Source organism: Arthrobacter sp. efr-133-TYG-118 (assembly GCF_030209755.1).
GTDB lineage: Bacteria > Actinomycetota > Actinomycetes > Actinomycetales > Micrococcaceae > Arthrobacter.
In genome coordinates this window covers 66,110-86,859 of the sequence record NZ_JARVRH010000012.1, presented here as the reverse complement: position 1 = coordinate 86,859, position 20,750 = coordinate 66,110, and the positions used below count along the sequence as shown (strand labels likewise).

20 protein-coding genes are annotated in these 20,750 nt (G+C 63.6%); 15 read left to right on the top strand and 5 right to left on the bottom strand.

What is annotated here, in order from left to right; translation table 11 throughout:
- The first annotated feature begins 74 nt into the window (after nucleotides 1-74).
- Both QRN59_RS11300 and ppgK read left to right on the top strand, forming a co-directional pair.
- Nucleotides 75-1,073 (top strand): aldo/keto reductase family protein, encoded by a 999-nt coding sequence (locus QRN59_RS11300; protein WP_284982617.1) that lies wholly within the window; start codon nucleotides 75-77, stop codon nucleotides 1,071-1,073.
- A 66-nt stretch (nucleotides 1,074-1,139) separates the two neighbouring features.
- On the top strand, nucleotides 1,140-1,976 hold the full coding sequence (gene ppgK / locus QRN59_RS11295; RefSeq protein ID WP_284982616.1) for a polyphosphate--glucose phosphotransferase: 837 nt from the start codon (nucleotides 1,140-1,142) through the stop codon (nucleotides 1,974-1,976).
- Here the strand turns inward: ppgK and QRN59_RS11290 are convergent.
- Nucleotides 1,973-2,677, bottom strand: a complete 705-nt coding sequence (locus QRN59_RS11290; protein ID WP_284982615.1) for an alpha/beta fold hydrolase — start codon at nucleotides 2,675-2,677, stop codon at nucleotides 1,973-1,975. The genes ppgK and QRN59_RS11290 overlap by 4 nt on opposite strands.
- Before the next feature lie 72 nt (nucleotides 2,678-2,749).
- Complete coding sequence (locus QRN59_RS11285; RefSeq protein ID WP_284982614.1) at nucleotides 2,750-4,666, bottom strand: FAD-binding monooxygenase; 1,917 nt, start codon at nucleotides 4,664-4,666, stop codon at nucleotides 2,750-2,752.
- A 268-nt stretch (nucleotides 4,667-4,934) separates the two neighbouring features.
- On the opposite strand from QRN59_RS11285, the gene QRN59_RS11280 reads away from it, so the two are divergent.
- The 7 genes from QRN59_RS11280 (at nucleotide 4,935) to QRN59_RS11250 (ending at nucleotide 12,047) form a co-directional block, all read left to right on the top strand.
- Nucleotides 4,935-6,401: a fumarylacetoacetate hydrolase family protein gene (locus QRN59_RS11280; RefSeq protein WP_284982613.1), complete on the top strand. Its 1,467-nt coding sequence runs from the start codon at nucleotides 4,935-4,937 to the stop codon at nucleotides 6,399-6,401.
- The gene (locus QRN59_RS11275; RefSeq protein ID WP_284982612.1) at nucleotides 6,394-7,068 is read left to right on the top strand and encodes a GntR family transcriptional regulator; all 675 of its coding nucleotides are present in this window, start codon (nucleotides 6,394-6,396) and stop codon (nucleotides 7,066-7,068) included. Before QRN59_RS11280 ends, QRN59_RS11275 begins: the two co-directional genes overlap by 8 nt.
- A 54-nt stretch (nucleotides 7,069-7,122) precedes the next feature.
- Nucleotides 7,123-8,637 (top strand): 5-carboxymethyl-2-hydroxymuconate semialdehyde dehydrogenase, encoded by a 1,515-nt coding sequence (hpaE, locus tag QRN59_RS11270; RefSeq protein WP_284982611.1) that lies wholly within the window; start codon nucleotides 7,123-7,125, stop codon nucleotides 8,635-8,637.
- Nucleotides 8,638-8,744: 107 nt separating this feature from the next.
- The gene (gene hpaD / locus QRN59_RS11265; protein ID WP_284982610.1) at nucleotides 8,745-9,833 is read left to right on the top strand and encodes a 3,4-dihydroxyphenylacetate 2,3-dioxygenase; all 1,089 of its coding nucleotides are present in this window, start codon (nucleotides 8,745-8,747) and stop codon (nucleotides 9,831-9,833) included.
- A 52-nt stretch (nucleotides 9,834-9,885) separates the two neighbouring features.
- The gene (gene hpaH / locus QRN59_RS11260) at nucleotides 9,886-10,671 is read left to right on the top strand and encodes a 2-oxo-hept-4-ene-1,7-dioate hydratase (RefSeq protein WP_284982609.1); all 786 of its coding nucleotides are present in this window, start codon (nucleotides 9,886-9,888) and stop codon (nucleotides 10,669-10,671) included.
- Nucleotides 10,656-11,504 (top strand): HpcH/HpaI aldolase family protein, encoded by an 849-nt coding sequence (locus tag QRN59_RS11255; RefSeq protein ID WP_284982608.1) that lies wholly within the window; start codon nucleotides 10,656-10,658, stop codon nucleotides 11,502-11,504. Before hpaH ends, QRN59_RS11255 begins: the two co-directional genes overlap by 16 nt.
- Nucleotides 11,505-11,699: 195 nt before the next feature.
- A complete protein-coding gene (locus tag QRN59_RS11250) occupies nucleotides 11,700-12,047 on the top strand; it encodes a hypothetical protein (RefSeq protein WP_284982607.1) in 348 nt (115 codons plus the stop codon).
- Nucleotides 12,048-12,058: 11 nt separating this feature from the next.
- On the opposite strand, the gene QRN59_RS11245 is transcribed toward QRN59_RS11250, so the two are convergent.
- Nucleotides 12,059-12,595: a hypothetical protein gene (locus QRN59_RS11245; RefSeq protein ID WP_284982606.1), complete on the bottom strand. Its 537-nt coding sequence runs from the start codon at nucleotides 12,593-12,595 to the stop codon at nucleotides 12,059-12,061.
- Between the two features lie 295 nt (nucleotides 12,596-12,890).
- Between QRN59_RS11245 and QRN59_RS11240 the strand changes: the two genes are divergently transcribed.
- Nucleotides 12,891-14,099, top strand: coding sequence for an aspartate transaminase (locus QRN59_RS11240; protein ID WP_284982605.1), 1,209 nt, complete (start codon nucleotides 12,891-12,893; stop codon nucleotides 14,097-14,099).
- 44 nt (nucleotides 14,100-14,143) lie between these two features.
- Nucleotides 14,144-14,818: a 4-carboxy-4-hydroxy-2-oxoadipate aldolase/oxaloacetate decarboxylase gene (locus tag QRN59_RS11235; protein WP_059388748.1), complete on the top strand. Its 675-nt coding sequence runs from the start codon at nucleotides 14,144-14,146 to the stop codon at nucleotides 14,816-14,818.
- A 166-nt stretch (nucleotides 14,819-14,984) separates the two neighbouring features.
- Here the strand turns inward: QRN59_RS11235 and QRN59_RS11230 are convergent, their stop codons facing one another.
- Together QRN59_RS11230 and QRN59_RS11225 are read right to left on the bottom strand one after the other, a co-directional pair.
- Complete coding sequence (locus tag QRN59_RS11230) at nucleotides 14,985-15,206, bottom strand: hypothetical protein (protein WP_284982604.1); 222 nt, start codon at nucleotides 15,204-15,206, stop codon at nucleotides 14,985-14,987.
- Nucleotides 15,207-15,335: 129 nt separating this feature from the next.
- The gene (locus QRN59_RS11225; RefSeq protein ID WP_284982603.1) at nucleotides 15,336-16,268 is read right to left on the bottom strand and encodes a LysR substrate-binding domain-containing protein; all 933 of its coding nucleotides are present in this window, start codon (nucleotides 16,266-16,268) and stop codon (nucleotides 15,336-15,338) included.
- Between the two features lie 536 nt (nucleotides 16,269-16,804).
- On the opposite strand from QRN59_RS11225, the gene QRN59_RS11220 reads away from it, so the two are divergent.
- From QRN59_RS11220 to QRN59_RS11205, 4 genes are read left to right on the top strand one after another with little or no spacing between them, the layout of a single operon-like run.
- A complete protein-coding gene (locus QRN59_RS11220; protein WP_284982602.1) occupies nucleotides 16,805-17,593 on the top strand; it encodes a LamB/YcsF family protein in 789 nt (262 codons plus the stop codon).
- A 1-nt stretch (nucleotide 17,594) separates the two neighbouring features.
- Nucleotides 17,595-18,317: a 5-oxoprolinase subunit B family protein gene (locus QRN59_RS11215; RefSeq protein WP_284982601.1), complete on the top strand. Its 723-nt coding sequence runs from the start codon at nucleotides 17,595-17,597 to the stop codon at nucleotides 18,315-18,317.
- The gene (locus QRN59_RS11210) at nucleotides 18,314-19,327 is read left to right on the top strand and encodes a 5-oxoprolinase subunit C family protein (protein WP_284982600.1); all 1,014 of its coding nucleotides are present in this window, start codon (nucleotides 18,314-18,316) and stop codon (nucleotides 19,325-19,327) included. The genes QRN59_RS11215 and QRN59_RS11210 overlap by 4 nt, the downstream gene beginning before the upstream one ends.
- A gap of 57 nt (nucleotides 19,328-19,384) precedes the next feature.
- The gene (locus QRN59_RS11205; RefSeq protein WP_284982599.1) at nucleotides 19,385-20,725 is read left to right on the top strand and encodes an MFS transporter; all 1,341 of its coding nucleotides are present in this window, start codon (nucleotides 19,385-19,387) and stop codon (nucleotides 20,723-20,725) included.
- Nucleotides 20,726-20,750 lie beyond the last annotated feature (25 nt).

Here is a 20,750-nt window from a genome sequence, read left to right as displayed (position 1 = left end):
ATGATGGTTCCTCAACGCGGAAGGGGCGGACGCTCGCCGGGATCTGCCCCGGACACCCAACTCGAAGGAAGTCCTTGGAATACAGGAAACTTGGCCGAAGCGGCATGTATGTAAGCGAGATCGCCTACGGCAACTGGTTGACGCACGGATCGCAGATTGATGACGACTTGGCAAGACAATGCGTACATGCTGCCCTCGACGCCGGCATCAGCACTTTCGACACCGCAGACGCATACGCGGAGACACGCGCAGAAGCCGCACTCGGCTCGGCGCTTGCCGGAGTCCGGCGCGAAAGCGTGGAGATCTTCACCAAGGTATATTTCCCTACAGGGTCGGGAAAGAACGACCGCGGACTCTCCCGGAAACACATCATGGAAGCCATCGATGGAAGCCTCCACCGGCTCAAAACAGACTATGTCGACCTTTACCAGGCCCACCGATTCGACTACGAAACGCCCCTCGAGGAAACGATGCAGGCTTTCGCCGACGTCGTGCGTGCCGGCAAAGCCCACTACATCGGCGTTTCCGAATGGACAGCGGATGAGATCCGGTCAGCAGCTGCCTTGGCTAAGGAACTCAACGTCGGGCTGGTCTCCAACCAACCTCAGTACAACCTGCTATGGAGGGTTGTTGAACCTGAAATCATCCCGGCCTGTGAGGAGCTCGGGATGAGCCAGCTTGCGTGGTCACCCCTTGCCCAAGGAGTACTGACGGGCAAGTATTCACCAGGAAAGGGCGCCCCCTCCGGTTCCCGCGCCACCGACCAAAACGGAGGCAAAGACACGATGGGTAAGTGGCTGGGCGATGACGTTCTAACCAGGGTCCAGCGCCTTCAGCCCCTGGCAGCAAGCGCAGGGATTCCGCTAAGTACCCTCTGTCTGGCGTGGGTGCTTCAGAACCCGAACGTATCTGCTGCCATCGCCGGAGCCTCCAAACCGGAGCAGATCAAGGAAAACGCCAAGGCCGCCGGGCTCACGCTGGAGGACGCACTCCTGAAAGAGATCGATGAAGTCCTCGAACCCGTCATCGAAAGCGACCCGCGCAAGGTCGATAGCTGCCACAGCAGGCCTTGATGACCATTAGGGGCAGCAGCCACAGCAAAGCTGCGGCCTTTAAACAGATCAAAGAAACGGACAAACATGTCTGAAAACGTGACAAGTGCCGGCCATTTCATCGGCGTTGACATCGGTGGAACCGGCGTCAAGGGCGGGATCGTCAACCTTGAAAAGGGCGAGATCCTGTGGGGCTGCGTTCGTCTAGCCACGCCCCAACCGGCTGATCCGGAATCCGTCGGCGATGTCGTTCGGCAGCTCGTGGACGAGCTCAACGCAGGAAGCGAAGCGGGACGTGATTCAACCGTTGGCGTAACCTTTCCGGGCATCGTCCAGCACGGCACTTCCCGATCAGCGGCAAACATGGACAGGACCTTCATCGATTTCGACATCGGCACCCATTTCTCCGATCGCATTCGGCGGCCGGTCGCCGTCCTGAACGATGCCGACGCCGCAGGTCTCGCGGAAGCCCGCTACGGCGCCGGAAAGGGAACGTGCGGCACGGTTTTGGTCATTACCCTAGGCACCGGGATCGGATCGGCCCTGATTTTCGACGGAAACGTAGTGCCCAATGTCGAGCTCGGTCACATTTCCATCGACGGTCACGACGCCGAAACCAAGGCATCCGCCGTCGCGCGTGAACGTGACGGATTGGGCTGGCAAGAATACAGCGTCCGCTTGCAACGTTACCTTTCTGAACTTGAGTTCATGTTCTCGCCCGAACTCATCATTGTGGGCGGAGGCATTTCCCAACGAGCCGACGAATACCTGCCTCACCTCAACCTGAGGACCCCCGTCGTTCCCGCGAAGCTCAGGAACGACGCCGGCATCGTCGGCGCAGCCATCCAGGCTGCGTCGGCCACATCGGGCCTTCGGGGTTCTACTCCTCCCACGAGCCGATCGACCGGATCGAATCAGCCCTAGCCCGTCCGCTCAACCGCCGCAAGAATGGCTTTTCCGAGTTCAATCGGTTTGGTGAACTGGGGCCAGTGACCGGTGGGCAGATCCATGAATTCGACGTCGTTGATGCGTGCGAGCTCGGCCACGAAGGGGTGGCCGGATTCGATCCATTCGCCGAGCAGGCTGGAGGGGAATTCGCACGCGATGATGGTGGCCGGGACGTCGTAGCGCCGAACATCGTGCAAACGCTGTTTGTCGGTGGTCACATTCTTTGGCTCTGGGATGGCTCGTGCGCGGAAGGCGGCCCGCAGCTCGTCATTGAGGTCCACGAGGTCCTCGTTTTCGAAAAGCTCCCATGGGGGCAAGGGCACGGAATCTCCCTCAACAGGCAGTTCGTCGTTGATGACGCCGCCCTCTCCGAGCGGGCCGCTGTCCACGTAAACCGCCCGGACCACGCGGTCCGGGCGGGCGTCGACGGCGCCGTGGATGATGGCGCCTCCGCCGGAGTGGCCGACCACTACAACGGGATTGCCAACGGCATCGACAGCCGCCACTACGGCGTCGATGTGATCCCTGAGGCCGATCCCGGACCGTGGGGCGTCAACGGCCTCCAGCCCAGGCAGTGTGAGCGGGTGGACCGTGTGACCCGCAGCAACGAGCGGCGGCGTGACCTCCGACCACGAAGAAGCGTCCAACCAGAATCCGGGAACCAAGATGATGTCCATGCCGGTACCCTACGACGGGCCACCGACAGAATGAACCCTTCCGCAGCTCGGTGCGCCCCGCGTCCCAAGAGCTCACACTGCCGAGGTCCGTCCCGATCGAAGGAGGGGCGCGAAGAACGCGGCGAGTTCCGCCGTCGCGGTCAAGGGCAAGACGTTCGCCACGTACTGGTCCGGCCGCACGACAACCACGACGCCGTTGCGGTCAAGGCCGCGCAGTTCGAAAATGTCAGCCGAAGGGTCGGTGCCGTAGACGTTCTCGAGGTACGTGAGCTTGAACGGCCCGACCTGAGGCTTGAATGCCTCCGGCACGGCCCCGATGTCGACGCTCGTGTGCTCCTGCTGATAGATCACCTTCACGTCGAACCACGCGTCACGGTCAGCGCCCGACGGCGTTGCGGCCAGCGGCGAGTCCGGCGAGTTCGCGATCCACTCGGCAAAGTCGACGACGGGCGACGTTCCCCCTTGTGCCGTTCCGGCCCCCGCCGCGTCCGCGAAGACGTAGATGCGCCACCGTCCGTCCGCCTTGGCCTGGTGGCCGAGTTGTAGCGGGTTGGTGTCGCAGACGCGCACCACGGGCGCGGACTTGAAACGCTTGCCGATGGTGAATCCCGTGGCCCGGTCCTGGTGTGTTGGCTCGGCGATGAGGGCTGAGGGGGCGTAATGGGTCATGAAACCGGCAGGGAACTCTGCCGTGCTCACGTAGAAGTTCTCCAGCTCGGCGGGGTCCTCAAATTCCTCGGGCTTCTTCGCCATGAGCGTGGACCACTCTTTGTCGAAGTCGATGAGGTTCTTGGCAACGACTTGGCGCTCGGCCGAGTACGTGGACAGCAGGCTCTCCGGGCTGCGGCCTTCGAGGACGTGCCCGAGCTTCCAGGCCAGGTTGAAGCCGTCCTGCATGGAGACGTTCATACCCTGCCCGGCTTTGGCGCTGTGGGTGTGGCAGGCATCGCCCGTGATGAAAACGCGTGGCGTGCGGGTGCCGCGTTCATCCGGCAGGACGTCGTCGAACCGGTCGGTGAGGCGGTGGCCCACTTCGTACACGCTGTGCCAGGCGACGTTGCGCACATCGAGCGTGTAGGGGTGGAGGATGTCGTTGGCTTTGGCGATGATCTGCTCGATCGTGGTGCTGCGCACGGAACGGTTGTCATTCCGGTCCACCTCGCCCAGGTCAACGTACATCCGGAAGAGGTGGCCGCCTTCGCGCGGAATCAGGAGGATGCTGCCGCCCGTACCGGACTGGATGGCGCACTTCGTGCGGATGTCGGGGAAGTCCGTGACGGCAAGGACATCCATGACGCCCCAGGCGTGGTTTGCCTGGTCGCCGGCCAGCGTGCAGCCGATCGACTCCCGCACCTTGCTCCGCGCACCATCCGCCCCCACGACGTACTTGGCCCGGACGATGCGCTCCTGGCCTTCGTTGGGTCCCGCAGTGTGGAGAAGGGTAACCGTGACCGGGTAGTCGCCGTCACCAGTGACCTCGAGGCCGCGGAACTCGTATCCGTAGTCGGGAGACATGCGGGTGGGGGAGTTCGCCATGAACTCGGCGAAGTAGTCCAGCACGCGCGCCTGGTTGACGATGAGGTGCGGGAATTCGCTGATGTCTCCTGTCGGATCGTCGAGGGCGCGGGCTGTGCGGATGATGCGCGACGGATCCGCGGGGTCCGGCTTCCAGAACGCCATCTCGGTGATCCGGTACGCCTCGGCGATGATCCGCTCGGCGAAGCCGAAGGCCTGGAAGGTCTCCACGCTTCGGGCCTGGATGCCGTCGGCCTGGCCGATCGCGAGCCTGCCGGGGCGGCGCTCCACGATCCGGGTTGTGACGCCCGGGAACTGGGACAACTGCGCGGCGGCGAGCATGCCGGCTGGCCCGCTGCCCACGATGAGCACGTCGACTTCGTCGGGAAGGTCAGTGGGCCTATCGATGCCGACGCCCGCGGCCGCTTGGATTCGCGGGTCACCGGACACATAGCCGTGGTGGTGGAACTGCATGGGCTTTCCTCACTTCATTGTGTGGTTGTTCAACTATAGAACTGTTAATTCTCTATTTGAACCCTGAATTGGATTCCAACTGTACGGCAGGGGTGACGTGGGCTACAAGGCCTTCTCGGTCCACCCTGACGCTGGAGACTGTTTCCAAGGCCGCCGCTTGAGGCTCCGGATTGGGAAACAAGCCACGGGATCTGTTCGGGGGTTGACGTCCCGAAACTCCCGGGTCATAGTTATCGTATACGATTTCGTACTCGATGAGGAGTAAATCTTGGAACAGGTCACCGACCACATCCTGGCCGCGGCCCGCAAGGTCATCGCGGTGCACATCAACTACCCCAGCCGGGCGGCCCAGCGCGGCCGCACGCCTGAGCAGCCGTCATACTTCCTGAAGCCATCGTCGTCCCTTGCGCTGAGTGGCTCTGCGGTAGAGCGTCCGGCCGGCTGCGAACTCCTCGGGTACGAGGGCGAGATCGCGCTGGTCATCGGCAAGCCTGCCCGCCGCGTAGGCATCGAGGACGCGTGGAGCCACGTCCAGTGGGTCACCGCGAGCAACGACCTCGGCGTCTATGACCTCCGCTACGCGGACAAGGGCTCGAACCTCCGGTCCAAGGGCGGGGACGGCTTCACCCCGGTGGGTCCCGCGCTCATCCCGGCCGCCGACGTCGACCCCTCCGGACTGCGCATCCGGTGCTGGCACAACGGCGAACTCGTCCAGGACGACACCACCGAAGACCTGTTGTTCCCCTTCGCCCGGCTCGTCGCCGATTTGTCCCAGCTCCTCACCCTCGAAACCGGCGACATCATCCTGACCGGCACCCCGGCCGGGGCGTCGGTCGCCCAGCCCGGCGACGTCGTCGAGGTTGAAGTGACCGCCGGCGGGCTCGGCTCGGGTCGTCTCACCACCACAGTCACGGAGGGTACGACGGCGTTCGCGGACTTCGGTGCCCGGCCCAAGGCCGATGACACGCAGCGGGAGGAAGCGTACGGTTCCCGCGAAGCGGCCGGCTTGCCGCCGCTGGAAAATCCGGCGCCGGCACTGAGCCTGGAGCTGAAGAAGAAACTCGAAAGCGTCGCGACCGCCACGTTGTCGAGCCAGTTGCGCAAGCGCGGGTTGAACAACGTGAGCATCGACGGTCTGCAGGCCACTCGTCCGGACCGCCGCGTGGTCGGGCTAGCCCGGACGCTGCGTTATGTCCCCAACCGCGAGGACCTGTTCGCAACCCATGGCGGCGGGTTCAACGCGCAGAAACGCGCCATTGACTCCGTCAACGAAGGCGAAATCCTGGTCATGGAGGCCCGGGGCGAAAAGGGCACCGGGACGGTCGGGGACATCCTCGCGCTGCGCGCCCAGATGCGCGGTGCGGCGGCCATCATCACCGACGGCGGTGTCCGCGACTATTCCGCGGTGGCAGGACTGGACATGCCCACCTATTTCGCCAACCCGCACCCGGCCGTGTTGGGCCGGCGCCACATCCCCTGGGACACGGACATCACCATCGCTTGCGGCGGGGCCACGGTCCAGCCCGGGGACATCATCGTGGCCGACTCGGACGGCATCCTGGTGATTCCGCCGGCCATCGCCGGGGAACTCGTGGAGGAGTGCATCGAGCAGGAGAAGGAAGAGGCCTTCATCTTCGAGATGGTCAAGCAGGGCAACAGCGTGGACGGTTTGTATCCGATGAACGCGCAGTGGCGTGCCCGTTACCAGGAGTGGGAAGGAGCCCAGGGTGACTGAAACCGCCGTCGGGAGCAAGTCCGAGCAGGCGTATGCGGCCGTGAAGGCCCGCATCGTGGAGGGCACCTACACGCCGGGTTACCGGCTGGTGTTGGCGAAGATCGCCGAGGACCTGGGCGTGAGCGTGGTCCCGGTCCGGGAGGCGATCCGCCGCCTGGAGGCCGAGGGGCTCGTGAAGTTCGAGCGCAACGTCGGCGCCACGGTCTCCGGGATCGACCCGACCGAGTACCTGTACACGATGCAGACCCTGAGCATCATCGAGGGGGCCGCGACGGCGTTGTCCGCGCCGCTGATCGGCGCAGTGGACATTGCCCGGGCCCGTGCGGTCAATGCCGAGATGCGGGACTGCCTGGAGCATTTCGATCCGGTCCGCTTCACGGCGTTGAACCAGGATTTCCACAGCGTGCTCTTTGAACACTGTCCCAATCCGCACATCCTTGACCTCGTGCACCGTGGCTGGAACCGGCTCGCCTCGATCAGGGCCTCGACGTTCCGCTTCGTCCCCGGCCGTGCGCAGGAATCCGTCAAGGAGCACGAGGCGCTGCTTCAGCTCATTGAAAGCAACGCCGACGCCGACACCATCGAACAAGCCGCCCGCCGCCACCGTAGCGCCACCCTGGACGCGTACCTCGCACAAAGCAACGCGGGGTCAGTTAGCGCCCATTAAACGGCACAACATGGGCCGTAAGTGACCCCGCGTTGCCAAAGTAAAGGAAAAACAATGACGTTCACTGCACCAGAAACCACCTCCCATTACGTCCCGAAGGACCTTCCCACCCACATCCAGCACTTCATCAACGGCAAGTTCGTTGACTCGGTCAGCGGGAAGACCTTCGACGTCCTGGACCCGGTCTCCAACGGTAACTACGCCACCGCCGCGGCCGGGCAGAAGGAAGACATCGACCTTGCCGTCGCCGCAGCCCGCGAAGCCTTCGTTAACGGTCCATGGCCGAAGATGAAGCCGCGCGAACGCGCCCGCGTGCTGAACAAGATCGCCGACGCCGTCGAAGCCCAGGAAGAGCGCCTCGCCGAGCTCGAAACCTTCGATACAGGCCTGCCGATCACCCAGGCCAAGGGCCAGGCCCTGCGTGCGGCGGAGAACTTCCGCTTCTTCGCGGACCTGATCGTGGCCCAGTTCGACGACGCCATGAAGGTCCCGGGTTCGCAGATCAACTACGTGAACCGCAAGCCGATCGGCGTCGCGGGCCTCATCACGCCGTGGAACACCCCGTTCATGCTCGAGTCGTGGAAGCTCGCCCCGGCCCTGGCCACCGGCAACACCGTGGTCCTCAAGCCTGCCGAGTTCACCCCGCTCTCGGCCTCGCTCTGGGCGCAGATCTTCAAGGACGCAGGCCTGCCCGACGGCGTGTTCAACCTGGTCAACGGCCTCGGCGAGGAAGCCGGCGACGCCCTCGTGAAGCACCCGGACGTGCCGCTGATCTCCTTCACCGGGGAGACCACCACGGGGCAGACGATCTTCCGCAACGCCTCAGCCAACCTCAAGGGCCTGTCCATGGAACTGGGCGGCAAGTCGCCGTGCGTCGTGTTCGCCGACGCCGACCTGGACGCGGCGATCGATTCGGCCCTGTTCGGGGTCTTCTCCCTCAACGGGGAACGCTGCACCGCCGGCTCCCGGATCCTCGTCGAACGCGCCATCTATGACGAGTTCTGCGAAAAGTACGCCACCCGCGCGAAGAACATCGTCGTCGGCGACCCGCACGACCCCAAGACCCAGGTCGGTGCCCTCGTCCACCCCGAGCACTACGAAAAGGTCGCGTCCTATGTGGAAATCGGCAAGTCCGAAGGTCGCCTCCTTGCTGGAGGCGGCCGGCCGGAAGGCCTTCCAGAAGGCAACTACATCGCCCCCACCGTGTTCGCCGACGTCGCGCCGGATGCACGGATCTTCCAGGAGGAAATCTTCGGTCCCGTCGTCGCGATCACCCCGTTCGAGAACGACGACGAAGCGCTCGCCCTCGCGAACAACACCAAATACGGCCTGGCGGCCTACATCTGGACCCAGAACCTGACCCGCGCCCATAACTTCGCGCAGAATGTCGAGGCCGGCATGGTGTGGCTCAACAGCCACAACGTCCGCGATCTCCGCACTCCCTTCGGCGGCGTCAAGGCTTCCGGTCTGGGCCACGAGGGCGGCTACCGCTCCATCGATTTCTACACCGACCAGCAGGCCGTCCACATCACGCTCGGCGCTGTTCACACCCCCAAATTCGGCGCCTAACCCAACTAACTCGCAGTAGATGTCGTTATGGGGCTCCAAAACGACAACAAATGCGAGTCAGTTGGGTACCGAACACCACAGTCCCCTTTCAAAGAAGAGAGAACCCCATGACCAGCTTCGTTCCCACTCCCACCGTCCCGGCGCCGGATATCGTCCGCTGTGCCTACCTTGAACTCGTGGTCACGGACCTTGCCAAATCCCGTGAGTTCTACGTGGACCTCCTCGGCCTGCACGTCACCGAGGAAGACGAGGACACCATCTACCTGCGCTCCTTCGAGGAGTTCATCCACCACAACCTCGTCCTGCGCAAGGGACCGGTCGCCGCCGCGGCAGCGTTCGCGTACCGGGTAAAGTCCCCGGCCGAGGTGGACGCCGCCGAGGCCTACTACAAGGAGCTCGGCTGCCGGGTGGAGCGCCGCAAGGATGGCTTCACGAAGGGCGTCGGCGACTCCGTCCGGGTCGAGGATCCGCTGGGCTTCCCGTACGAGTTCTTCTACGACGTGGAGCACGTCGAACGCCTCACCCAGCGCTACGACCTCTACTCCGCCGGGGAGCTGGTCCGCCTGGACCACTTCAACCAGGTCACCCCCGACGTCCCCCGCGGCCGGAAGTACCTCGAGGACCTCGGCTTCCGTGTCTCGGAAGACATCAAGGATTCCGACGGCGTCACCTACGCCGCGTGGATGCACCGCAAGCAGACCGTGCACGACACCGCCCTGACCGGCGGCAACGGGCCCCGCCTGCACCACATCGCGTTCTCCACGCACGAGAAGCACAACATCATCCAGATCTGCGACAAGATGGGCGCCCTGCGCATCAGCGACCGGATCGAACGCGGCCCCGGCCGGCACGGCGTCTCCAACGCCTTCTACCTCTACATCCTGGACCCGGACGGGCACCGCATCGAGATCTACACCCAGGACTACTACACCGGGGACCCGGACAACCCCACCGTCACCTGGGACGTGCACGACAACCAGCGCCGCGACTGGTGGGGCAACCCCGTGGTCCCGTCCTGGTACACCGAGGCCTCCCTCGTCCTGGACCTGGACGGCAACCCGCAGCCGGTCATCATCCGCGAGGAAAAGAGCGAAATGGCGGTCACCGTGGGTGCCGACGGCTTCTCCTACACCCGCCAGGACGAGGACGGCTCCGCCGGTGAAAAGAAGGGCTTCAAGGTCGGCTCGCAGCTCTAGGCCGCAGCCTTCAACGTATGCTGACCGCAGGATGGCCGAACGGAGTGTGGAGATGCTTGATCCGAAGACGATTGAAACCATTGCGGACGAACTGCTGGAGGCAGGCCGGAGCCGGACCCCGGTTCCGCGCCTGACTGCCCGCTACCCGGAGATGACGGTGGAGGATTCCTACGCCGTGCAGCAGTTGTGGCGGCGCCGCAACGAGGAAGCGGGCCGGAAGCTGGTGGGCCGCAAGATCGGGCTGACGTCCAAAGCCATGCAGGACGCCACGGGCATCACGGAACCGGACTATGGCGCGATCTTCGACGACATGGTGCTGGACACCGGGTGTTCCGTGCCGTGGGACCAGTACACCCACCCCCGGGTGGAGGTCGAGCTCGCCTTCGTGCTGAAGAAGGACCTGTCCGGGCCTGGCTGCACCATCTTCGACGTCCTGAACGCCACCGATTACGTGGTTCCGGCCCTTGAGATCCTGGATTCGCGGATCGAGATGGAGGGCCGGACCATCGTGGACACCATCTCGGACAACGCGGCCATGGGCGCCATGGTGGTGGGCGGACGCCCGGTCCGCCCGGACGCCGTCGACCTCCGCTGGGTATCGGCGATCCTGTACAAGAACCAGGCCGTGGAGGAAACCGGCGTCGCCGCCGGTGTCCTGGACCACCCGGCCAACGGTGTGCATTGGCTCGTTAACAAGATCGCCCCGCACGGGGACGGGCTGAAAGCCGGGGAGATCATCCTCGCCGGCTCCTTCACCCGCCCCATGTGGGTGTACAAAGGCGATACCGTCCACGCCGACTACGGACCGTTGGGAGTTGTCACATGCCGGTTCGAGTAGAACCAGACCGCACGTTCCGCGAAGCCCTGCGGAACCAAAGCGGCCCTGCCGGCCGGCCCCTCGTCGGGATGTGGGTGTGTTCCGGCAGCCCGCTCATCGCCGAACTGTGCGCCGGGGCCGGGCTGGACTGGCTCCTGATCGACGCCGAACACAGCCCCAACGGCCTCGAATCCATCCTCGCCCAGCTCCAGGCCGTCCGCGGCTACCCCGTCCAGGCCGTCGTCCGTCCGCCGGTCAACGACACCGTGCTCTTGAAGCAATACCTGGATCTGGGCGTGCAGGACCTGCTCATCCCCATGGTCAACTCCGCCGCGGAAGCCAAGGCCGCCGTCGCCGCTGTCCGCTACCCGCCGCACGGGGTCCGGGGCGTCGGCTCGGCCCTGGCACGGGCCTCGCGCTGGAACCGCATCCCGGGCTACCTCGCCCGGGCCGCCGAGACCATCAGCGTCACGGTCCAGATCGAAACCGAGGCCGCCGTCGCCGCCGTGGAAGAGATCCTCGCGGTCGACGGCGTCGACGCCATCTTCCTCGGGCCCTCCGACCTCGCCGCGTCCATGGGCCTGCTCGGGCAGCAGGAACACCCGAAGGTGCGCACCGCCGTCGAGCACTGCCTCACGGCGGCGAAGACCGCAGGCAAGCCCGCCGGCGTCAACGCCTTCAACGAAGCCACGGCGCGTGCGTACATGGACGCCGGGGCTTCATTCGTCCTGGTCGGCGCCGATGTCGCGCTGCTGGCGCGCGGCACGGAAGCCCTCGCGGACAAGTTCATCCCGACAGCCCCCGACGGCGGAGCGCCCTTTGGCGGGACAGGTGACACGCCGTCGAGCTACTGAATTAGGTAGGTAGTCGGTACTCTTCCGGAGGTCCCTGGACGGAGCTACATTGGATATCCCGAGGCCGCTTGGGGGCGGTCGAGGAGGGGGTCGACCGCAATTTCAATGGAGCATGCCGTGGTCCCGCAACCAGATCTCAATCCTCAACAAACTGCAGCCGTTGCCCAACCGCCGGTTGCGAGGCGTTCAGCCCCCGTGGAGTACGATCTTCGGGCTGTTTACGTCCCGCAGTCCGGGCTGTTCCTGGATGATGAGGGGCGCGAATTCTTCGTCACTGCCGTGGAATTCTGGGAGCACGCGACGGTAGTGAGTCTGTGCTGGAAACGCAGGCCCGTGGCAGGGCAGGGAAGTCCGCCCTTGGTTGCCACGGATGAGCATGACCGGGTGCTGGGTGTCAAGCGCATCTGGAGCGTTGGTGCGCGATCGATCCAACATTTTGAACCCATTTCAACGTCAGCCCGCGCATTGACAGTGCTCATCGCCAGGAAAACAGGAACACAGGAACTGTTTAGCTGCAGGACGCCTCCGGCAAAGAAAGAATGAGGACGCGAGGCCTAGGCGGGCCGTCGGATCCGGCGGGTGGCCTTGCGGATGTGGTCCGGCGTGAGGCCGGTCAGCGATGCAAGTTCGATGTCGTCGCACGCCCGGCTGCGGAGGGCCATGACGATCAGTGCCTCCCTGCGCTCCTCGATGCGTCCCCTGTGTTCTTCGGCCGTGTGGAGATCAGCACTCTTGGCCTTCAAAGCGTCGAGATGGGCGTTGCGCGAAAGGCCGCTCGGATGAAGGTCACCATAGGCTAGCCCGATGGTCCGGACGGTACGCATATTCTCCCGGGTCACGGCGGAGATGGTCGCGACGCTGAGCCCATCTTCAAGGGCCTGGGCGATCATCTCGTTGCGGGCAGCGGTCAGGGCCCTGATGGCGCTTGTTGCTTGAGATAAGAGTTGCTTATGGGCCGTGAGCGAATGGATGAGCTTGTCGTGTTCACCGGTGGCCGGTGCGCGGTCTTCACGCGCCACTGGCGCCTTGGCCCGGTACGTGTACCTGCCGGTGGCTGGCGGGCCCCGAAAGGAGCCGGATGGGGCTGGCATTGGATCCCTTTCGGACGCTTCGCTAACTCTTCTGGTCTATGAAATCTAGGCGGCGTTCGCAGAGCCGCGGAAATACCAATACCGCGTGAACCCATAAGGAAAGTGCATAGAAGATTCCCCTATGGGAATGAATTGGGCCTAAACCGCGCAAAATTTCCCATATGGATCAGGCGGTCATAAGGGTCTCTTATTGATCCACGCACATTAGGTCTTATCCACGGCGCCCGGCAGTGCCTAGTCTCGAAATTGGGGATTCGACACCCGAATCCTGAGTTTCACGATTCTGGAGAAGACAATGTCCGAGTACCTGCCGGCATCGAGGGTCACCCGCATCAAGTCCTCAGCGAGCGTTGCGGCCGCCGCCCGCGTCCGCGAACTACGAGCCGAAGGCATCCCGATCATCGACCTGACCGTCGGCGAGCCGGACTTCGACACCCCCGACCACATCAAGGCGGCCGCTATCGAAGCGATCAACGCCGGCGAGACCAAATACACCTCGGTGACTGGAACGCCCGAGCTGCAGACCGCCATCCTCCGCCGGATTGAAAGCCACACCGGCGTGCACTACGCAGCGAACCAGCTGACCATCGGCGGCGGGGCCAAGCAAGTCCTCTACGTTGCCCTCATGGCATCGCTCAACGAGGGCGACGAGGTCATCGTCCCGGCACCGTACTGGGTGTCCTACCCGGACATGGTCCTCGCCAACGACGGCACCCCGGTGATCGTCGCTTGCGGAGAAGACTCTGGCTTCAAGCTCACGCCGGCCGCCCTGAAGGAAGCCATCACGCCCAAGACCAAGTGGCTCATCCTCAACGCTCCATCCAACCCGACAGGAGCCGTGTACTCACGGGAAGAATTGCGGGCACTTGGTGCCGTGCTTGAGGAATTCCCGCACGTCTACATCCTCACCGACGAAATCTACGACGAAATCCACTTCGGCGACGGCCGGGTAACGAGCCTCGTTACGGCGGTTCCTTCCCTGCGTGACCGGATCCTGCTGGTCAACGGTGTCTCCAAGGCCTACGCCATGACCGGTTGGCGCCTTGGCTACGGCGTGGGCCCGGCGCCTTTGATCGCGGCCATGAACAAGCTGCAGTCGCAGACGTCCTCCTGCCCGTCGTCGGTCAGCCAGGCAGCCGCGGCAGCCGCGCTGAACGGTGACCAGTCGTTCGTCCGGGACAGCGTGGAGGTGTACCGCAAGCGGCGGGACGTCGCCGTCGAAGGCCTCAACGCCATTGACGGATTGTCCGTCGCGCCGGCCGACGGTGCCTTCTATGCGTACGTGAACTGTAGCGGCGTCATCGGCAAGACTGCTCCGGACGGGACCGTCATCGAAAACGACCAGGACTTCACGCTGTACCTCCTCAACGCGGCAGCGGTTGCCGTCATCCAGGGCTCGGCGTATGGCCTTGGCCCGTACTTCCGGATCTCCTTCGCCACATCGCTTGAGACCATCAACGCCGGCGTGGACTCGATCCGCAAGGCAGTCAGCGCCCTCAACTAAGCCCTCCGGGCACATAGAAGCCAGCCAAGAGAAAGATTCAGGAAATGATCCACGTAAAGACCAAATTCCAGAGGCCTGACGCCGACGTCGTCAGCCGCCTCGCGGCGTTCTCCTCCGCGACCATCCACGAAGCCCAGGGCCGCAGGGGCGCCCTGAGTTCCAAGATCAAGCCGATCGACCGCTCCATGTCGTTCTGCGGCCCGGCCGTGACCGTGGCCTGTGCCCCGCAGGACAACCTCATGCTGCAGGTCGCCATCCACTACGCCCAGGCCGGCGACGTGGTCCTGGTCGGTGCGCAGGAATTTTCCGACGCCGGAACCTTCGGCGATGTCTTGGGCAATGCCATGAAAGCCAAGGGCATTGCGGCGATGGTGACGGATTCCGGCGTGCGGGACACCCAGGACCTCATCGAACTCGGCCTCCCGGTGTTCTCGGGCAGCGTGTGTATCAAGGGAACGGTCAAGGAGACCCTTGGGCCGATCAACCACCCGCTCGTCTTCGGCGATGAGATCATCTACCCCGGCGATATCCTCCGCGGTGACGCTGACGGCGTCGTGGTGGTGCGTCGCGAGGAAGCCGAGGAGGTCATTGCGCTCTCGCAGGCCCGCGACGATGCCGAACGCGAGCTCATCAAGGCCTACCACGCCGGAGGCACCACGATTGAGTTGTGCGGGCTGACGGAGAAGCTGAAGGCCAAGGGGCTTCTCGTCGAAGACTGATTTTCCAGCTGGGGCCGGTCACCGAATACGGTGGCCGGCCTTTTGCGCGCCTTTCCGGGCACGAAGAAGGCGCCTTGCCTGGGGCAAGGCGCCTTGAGCGGTGCGGTGGAGAGGGAAGCCGACGACGGCGGGTTGCCGGGGCGGCCGTTCGGCGTGGTTAGCCGAGTCAGTCCAGCCCGGGGTGTCCTGGCCGGGCATCGACCAGATACCATTCGATGCTGTGTCCGGCGTGGGCCGGCATGAGGCTTCCTTCGAAGACGAAGAGGGGTTCGCCCGCGCCGCCCACAGGACGCCAGAAACCGTTCCTTGGGCAGTGGAATCCGGTCCGTGCACTGATCGCTCCGAGGGTTGGATTCGAAACCCACCGGGTCTGGCTGATCTTTTTCACCGCTGTTCCTTTGATTGGGTTCACGGAATCCGTGAGCCGCTTCGAATTACTTGCTAATTCGATAATAGGAAATAAAAACGCCGGTGAATAAGACCAAAGATGTCTGTCCGGATAAGGCAATGTTATGGATCAAGCGTCGGATGCATCGGCCGCGTACTTGCTGATCAACTGTTGCTGGAGCATCTCCTTGACCAGGATGAGTACGGCAGAGGCGGCCTCGGACAGCGGCTCATGGTCGGGGGTGCACAGGGCAATCTTGCTCTGCAGGGCCGGTTCGACGATCCGCAATACCTTGAAGTTCTCATCAGGGAAGAGCGCATCAGCGGCGGACTTAGGTAGGACGGTGGCCCCGAGGTTTGCTCGGATGAGCCGAACAAGCGACGGAACCGATTCCACTTCGCCTACGAGCCGCAGGGGCAATCCTTGGTCGGCCAGTCCCTTCTCGATGATCTGGCGCAGGGTGTGGTTCTTTTCGGGGAGGAATAGTCCGAGGCTGCTGGCTTCTTCAAGCGTGACCGTTGTTCGACCATGGGCCACATCAACGTCTTCATGGGTCACCAAGTGCAGGTCTTCCACAATCATCGTGGTGAACTGGACTCCGCGGATCTTTCCTGGTTCATAGATCAACGCCATGTCGAGGCGGCCGTTCTTGATCGCCTCGCTCAATACGCCGCCGAAGATCTCCGTCAGGTGCACCACAATGTCCGGGTAACGCCGGCCAACCTCGCGGATAATCTGCGGCGTCAGGCTGGAGGCCATGCTGTATGGTGCGATCGCGATGGATACCCTGCCGGACGGCGCGGCCCCGGATGTCGCTACGTCCTGCCGCGCTTGTTCGACGAGCCGCAGGATGGTCTGGGCGTGGCGATAGAGGGTGTGTCCCGCGGCGGTTGGCTCGACTCCTTGCTTACTGCGGATCAGCAGGCGTTGCTTCAAGTCGCTTTCCAGCGCCGACACCTGCTGGCTGAGGGCAGGTTGGGCGACGTGGAGCGCGGCGGCGGCCTTGGTGATGCTCCCCGAATCGACGATCTTTACAAAGTATGAGAGCTTCCGCGTGTCCATGGGTCTGCCTTCCTCCAGGCCCTCATCGGGGCCTGGATGCCATAAGGAAATTCTATGTAGGGACACACAATCCGTCTTTGTGTGACCTGTCTCTCAACGAGTAATTTGAGATCCACATCCCCATGGTGGCGTTTCCCAATCCTTACCGGCAGTTCGTTGACTCCCCATCAACCAATTGTCCCGATACCCAAATATAGACGCACTTGGCGCGCTGCCCCACAAATCGATCGTCACGTAAAGAGCACCCTATGAGACTTTCGGGCACATTGCCCTCCGGCCGCGGCGGCATGCGGCCACTTCCGGCAGCATGTGTGCCGTAGGTCATAACCGGGAGCTATCCCGTGATAGCGAATAGGTCTTTGTGCCCGAAGTTCGTCGGTGCGAGACTTCTATCACCAAAGAATTACCGAGAGTTCCTCTGATTGAAGAATTTTAGACAAACACTTTCAATCGCACAGGCAACTGAATTCTTCCGATATTTCAGCGTTCGTATGGAATAGCCGGACCCCAATACAGAACCACGGAAAGAGAACCACGTGAACCCGATAATTGATCTTGTAGCGGATCTTGGAGAGGGATTCGGTGCCTACACGATAGGCAGCGACACCGATCTTCTGGAGATCGTTTCAAGCGCCAATATCGCTTGCGGGTTCCACGCGGGCGATCCCGACATCATGGACGCCACCGTTGCTGAATGCGTTCGCCGCGGGGTGGGTATTGGAGCCCACCCGAGCTTCCCGGACCTGCGTGGTTTCGGCCGCCGGGACATGGGCCTGACTGCCAACGAGGTGCGCGCGGATGTCCTGTACCAGCTAGGGGCCCTGAACGGCTTCGCCGCCTTCCACGGAACCAAGGTGAGCCACATTGCGCCGCACGGCCGGCTCGGAAATCTCGTAGCCGTCCGGGCGGACTACGCTGAGGCCGTAGCCGAGGCCGCCGCCCGCGTGGACAACGAACTCATCGTGGTCGCGCAGGAGGGCGAGTTGGCCAAGGCGGCACGTTCAGTCGGCCTGGACGTGGCCATTGTGGGCATCGTCGATCGTGCTTACCAGGAAGACGGGACACTGGTCCCGCGCAGCCAGCCCGGTGCCGTACTGCACGATCCCTCGGCCATTGTCGAGCGAACCGTCCGCATGGTGTGCGAGGGCAAGATCCGGTGCGCCAACGGCACTGACATCGACATCGCCACTGACACTGTCCTGCTTCATGGGGACAATCCAGGAGCCGTCGAACTCGCCCGGTTCATCCGCTCGGAGCTCATTTCGGCCGGCGTCCGTATCGCCCCCCTGACCGAAGTCATGGATGCCAAGAGGAAGGCGGCCTGACATGTCCGTTCTCACAGCGGCTCCCACCGAGATCTACGAATCCGGAGACTCCGCATTGCGCGTCGTCGCCCTTGCTGAAGCAAGCGAGGACAACTGGCTCACGGTCCACCGTCTTGCTGACTGGCTGGAGAGCTGTGGCGCCGAGGGCCTTCATGGCGCGGTTCCCACCTATGATTCCGTGCTGGTGGAATTCGACCCAGTCCTCGTGTCGGCCCGCCAGGTGCGCGCGTTCGTGAAGCTGGGACTTCTCGAAATGGCCCGGTCCGCAGGTACCGCAGCAGCACCCCGTGAATTTGACGTCCCGGTGGTCTACGGCGGCGAATATGGTCCCGACCTGGAGAAAGTAGCCGAATACCAGGGCATCTCCACAGCGGAAGTCATCCGCCTCCATACCGAAAAGACCTACACGGTCCGCTGCCTGGGTGCTCCAGCCGGCTCGCCCATGATGGACGGCCCAGCCTTCCTCAAGCCTGTGCCCCGCCTCAAGGATCCCCGGCTCAGCGTCCCGGCCGGGGCGGTGGCAGTGGCAGGACGCCAAGCCGTCATCGCACCCGCAGTGGCACCCGGTGGCTGGTGCGTCATCGGCCAGACCCCGTTGACCGTCCTGAACATTCGCCGCGAACCGCTGGTCCCCTACAAGCCCGGAGATATTCTTCGGTTCCGGCGCATCGAGGCCGGAGATTTCGACTCATATGCCGGCAAGGAACTGGAACCAACGCCATGAGCGGGCACATCCTCATCCAGCAACCCGGAAACGCCGTGGTCACAGACCTTGGCCGTTTCCGCGGACCGCGCTTTGGACTTCCCGTCAACGGCGCCTTGGACCAGTACTCAGCCCGGGCCGCCAACATCCTGGCCGGCAACCTGGACAACGATCCGCTCGTGGAGATCACGGCCCTCGATTTCAGGATGAAAGCGCAGTCCGACATCCTGATCGCAATAACGGGGGCTCCGCTGACACTCACCGTCGGAGGGCGTCAGTGCAGCCAGTGGGAACCGGTTTCGGTCCGTGCAGGCGAGACGGTGGCCATCCGGGGAATCAACCGGGGCCTCCGCGCCTACCTGGCAATCCACGGCTCCGTGGAGGCGCCGACGCTGCTGGGCAGTTGTGCTCCAGACACCGTTGTGGGCTTCGGCCTGCAGCTCAAGGAAGGGGCCACGCTCCTGACCCGCCGCAGCGTTGGACCGGTTCGCCAACCGTACTTCGACCTCCCGCTCTTCCGGCTTGGCCTTGAACGGCCGGACATGGGGCAGGAACTGATGGTCGATGTGACCGACGGTCCGGATGTCGCCGAATTCGGCGATTCCGCCGAGGTGCTCTTCACCTCGGAATACGCCGTGAGTGGCCGGAGCAACCACATCGGCTTGAGGCTCGGCGGTGAACTTCCGGAAAGAACCTCAAGTGGCGAAGTGCTTTCACGCGGGGTCCCCGTGGGCGCCGTCGAGGTTCCTTCCCGGGAAGAGTTGCTGGTACTGCATCGGGGTCGCGGCGTCACCGCCGGATATCCAGTCCTCGCCGTGGTCACCAGTAATGGCCTGGACGTCCTTGCCCAAGCCCGCCCGGGCGACAAGGTCCGCTTCAGGAAAACAACAGTGGCGGAGGCAACTTCCGCCCACCGGCGCTCGCGGGCGCAGCTTGAAACCCTCCGCGAATCCGTCAACACAGTCTTCGGACTACTTGGCATTGGATGCCGACCCCAGTGGCAGGACCTCCCGGTTGCGGCATGCAGCTAAAAACCTGTCGTCAAAACCAATAGGCGTTGCTACGCTCAACATCAAGAAGGAAATGTCATGACCGCTAACACCAACGCTGCACAAGTGCAGCATGAACGGCTCACAGGCCGTCAAACGCGCAAGGTTGTCACCGCAGGCTGCGTTGGCATCTTCGTGGAACTTTATGACAACGGCATCTTCGCGTTCATGGCCGGAACACTTGCCTTGGTGTTCCTCGCCCCCGGTAACCCGGACAACGCCTTGTTGTTCGTCTTCGCCGGCTACGCAGTCTCGTTCTTCGTCCGGCCCCTTGGCGCAGTTGTTTGCGGATACCTGGGCGACCGGATCGGCAGGCAAAAGCTACTGGTCTTCGTCATTCTGCTGATCAGCGTCGCCACTGCCGGTATCGGGATCCTGCCCACGTACGCCGCCATCGGCATCGCGGCGCCAATACTGCTTGTCCTCCTGCGGCTCCTGCAGGGCTTCTCGGTTGGCGGCGAGGCCGCCGGCGCTATGACCTTCCTCGCTGAACACGCCCCCGAAGGCAAGCGCGGCATCATCACCTCTTACGCACAGATCGCTTCGTTCGCAGCACTGCTCACCGGCACCCTCGTGGCGTTCTCCATGTCTCCTTGGCTCACCCAGGCCGCGATCGACGGCGGTGGCTTCGGCTCCTTCGCGTGGCGGATACCTTTCCTGGTCGCCATTCCCATGGGCATCATCGGTTGGTACATCCGCAAGGCCATCGCGGACACCCCCAACTTCACCAAGCTCAAGGAAGAGGGCGGCCTTTCCAAGAACCCGCTCAAGGAAGCCTTCCAGTCCGCTGAGCACCGCCGGGCCATGGTTCTGGCCCTCTTCATCCCGCTCATGAACGGCTCCGGCTACTACGTCCTGTTCTCCTACATGCCCACGTTCCTCAAGGGCAAGCAGCTCAACTTCACCATCGGCGAGGCACTGTTCATCACCGCCTGCAGCCTGGTTGTCATCTGCATCGCCATTCCTTTCATGGGTGCCCTGTCCGACCGTATCGGCCGCAAGAAGGTCATCGCCGGCTCCGCCATCGCCATGACCATCCTGGGCATCCCGTCCTACGCCCTCATCGCAACGGGAAACATGGGCCTGGCTATCCTCGGCGCCTCGATCATGGCCATCGTCTTCGCCGGTCACACGGCCGTCATCCACATCCTGATCGTCGAGCTGTTCCCCACCCGGGTTCGGTACTCGGCCTACGGCCTCGGCTACAACATCTCCTCTGCGCTCTTCGGCGGAACGGCCCCGCTGCTGATGACCTGGCTCATCAGCAGCACCGGCAACATCTACATGCCCGCCTTCTACGCAGTCATCACAGCCCTCGGCACGCTCGCAGCCGTGAGCACGGTCAAGGACCGGGCCCACGAACCCCTGCGCGACGCTTAGGCGCCGCTGACCTCCGGCACAGCTC

Excerpts from the sequence above, each read along its gene's own strand:
- hpaD (WP_284982610.1), top strand. The coding sequence starts at position 8,745 with ATGACCAGCTTCGTTCCCACTCCCACCGTCCCGGCGCCGGATATCGTC.
- ppgK (WP_284982616.1), top strand. The coding sequence starts at position 1,140 with ATGTCTGAAAACGTGACAAGTGCCGGCCATTTCATCGGCGTTGACATC.
- QRN59_RS11215 (WP_284982601.1), top strand. The coding sequence starts at position 17,595 with ATGTCCGTTCTCACAGCGGCTCCCACCGAGATCTACGAATCCGGAGAC.
- QRN59_RS11285 (WP_284982614.1), bottom strand. The coding sequence starts at position 4,666 with ATGCAGTTCCACCACCACGGCTATGTGTCCGGTGACCCGCGAATCCAA.
- QRN59_RS11235 (WP_059388748.1), top strand. The coding sequence starts at position 14,144 with ATGATCCACGTAAAGACCAAATTCCAGAGGCCTGACGCCGACGTCGTC.
- hpaH (WP_284982609.1), top strand. The coding sequence starts at position 9,886 with ATGCTTGATCCGAAGACGATTGAAACCATTGCGGACGAACTGCTGGAG.
- QRN59_RS11290 (WP_284982615.1), bottom strand. The coding sequence starts at position 2,677 with ATGGACATCATCTTGGTTCCCGGATTCTGGTTGGACGCTTCTTCGTGG.
- QRN59_RS11255 (WP_284982608.1), top strand. The coding sequence starts at position 10,656 with ATGCCGGTTCGAGTAGAACCAGACCGCACGTTCCGCGAAGCCCTGCGG.
- QRN59_RS11245 (WP_284982606.1), bottom strand. The coding sequence starts at position 12,595 with ATGCCAGCCCCATCCGGCTCCTTTCGGGGCCCGCCAGCCACCGGCAGG.
- QRN59_RS11240 (WP_284982605.1), top strand. The coding sequence starts at position 12,891 with ATGTCCGAGTACCTGCCGGCATCGAGGGTCACCCGCATCAAGTCCTCA.
- hpaE (WP_284982611.1), top strand. The coding sequence starts at position 7,123 with ATGACGTTCACTGCACCAGAAACCACCTCCCATTACGTCCCGAAGGAC.
- QRN59_RS11225 (WP_284982603.1), bottom strand. The coding sequence starts at position 16,268 with ATGGACACGCGGAAGCTCTCATACTTTGTAAAGATCGTCGATTCGGGG.
- QRN59_RS11205 (WP_284982599.1), top strand. The coding sequence starts at position 19,385 with ATGACCGCTAACACCAACGCTGCACAAGTGCAGCATGAACGGCTCACA.
- QRN59_RS11210 (WP_284982600.1), top strand. The coding sequence starts at position 18,314 with ATGAGCGGGCACATCCTCATCCAGCAACCCGGAAACGCCGTGGTCACA.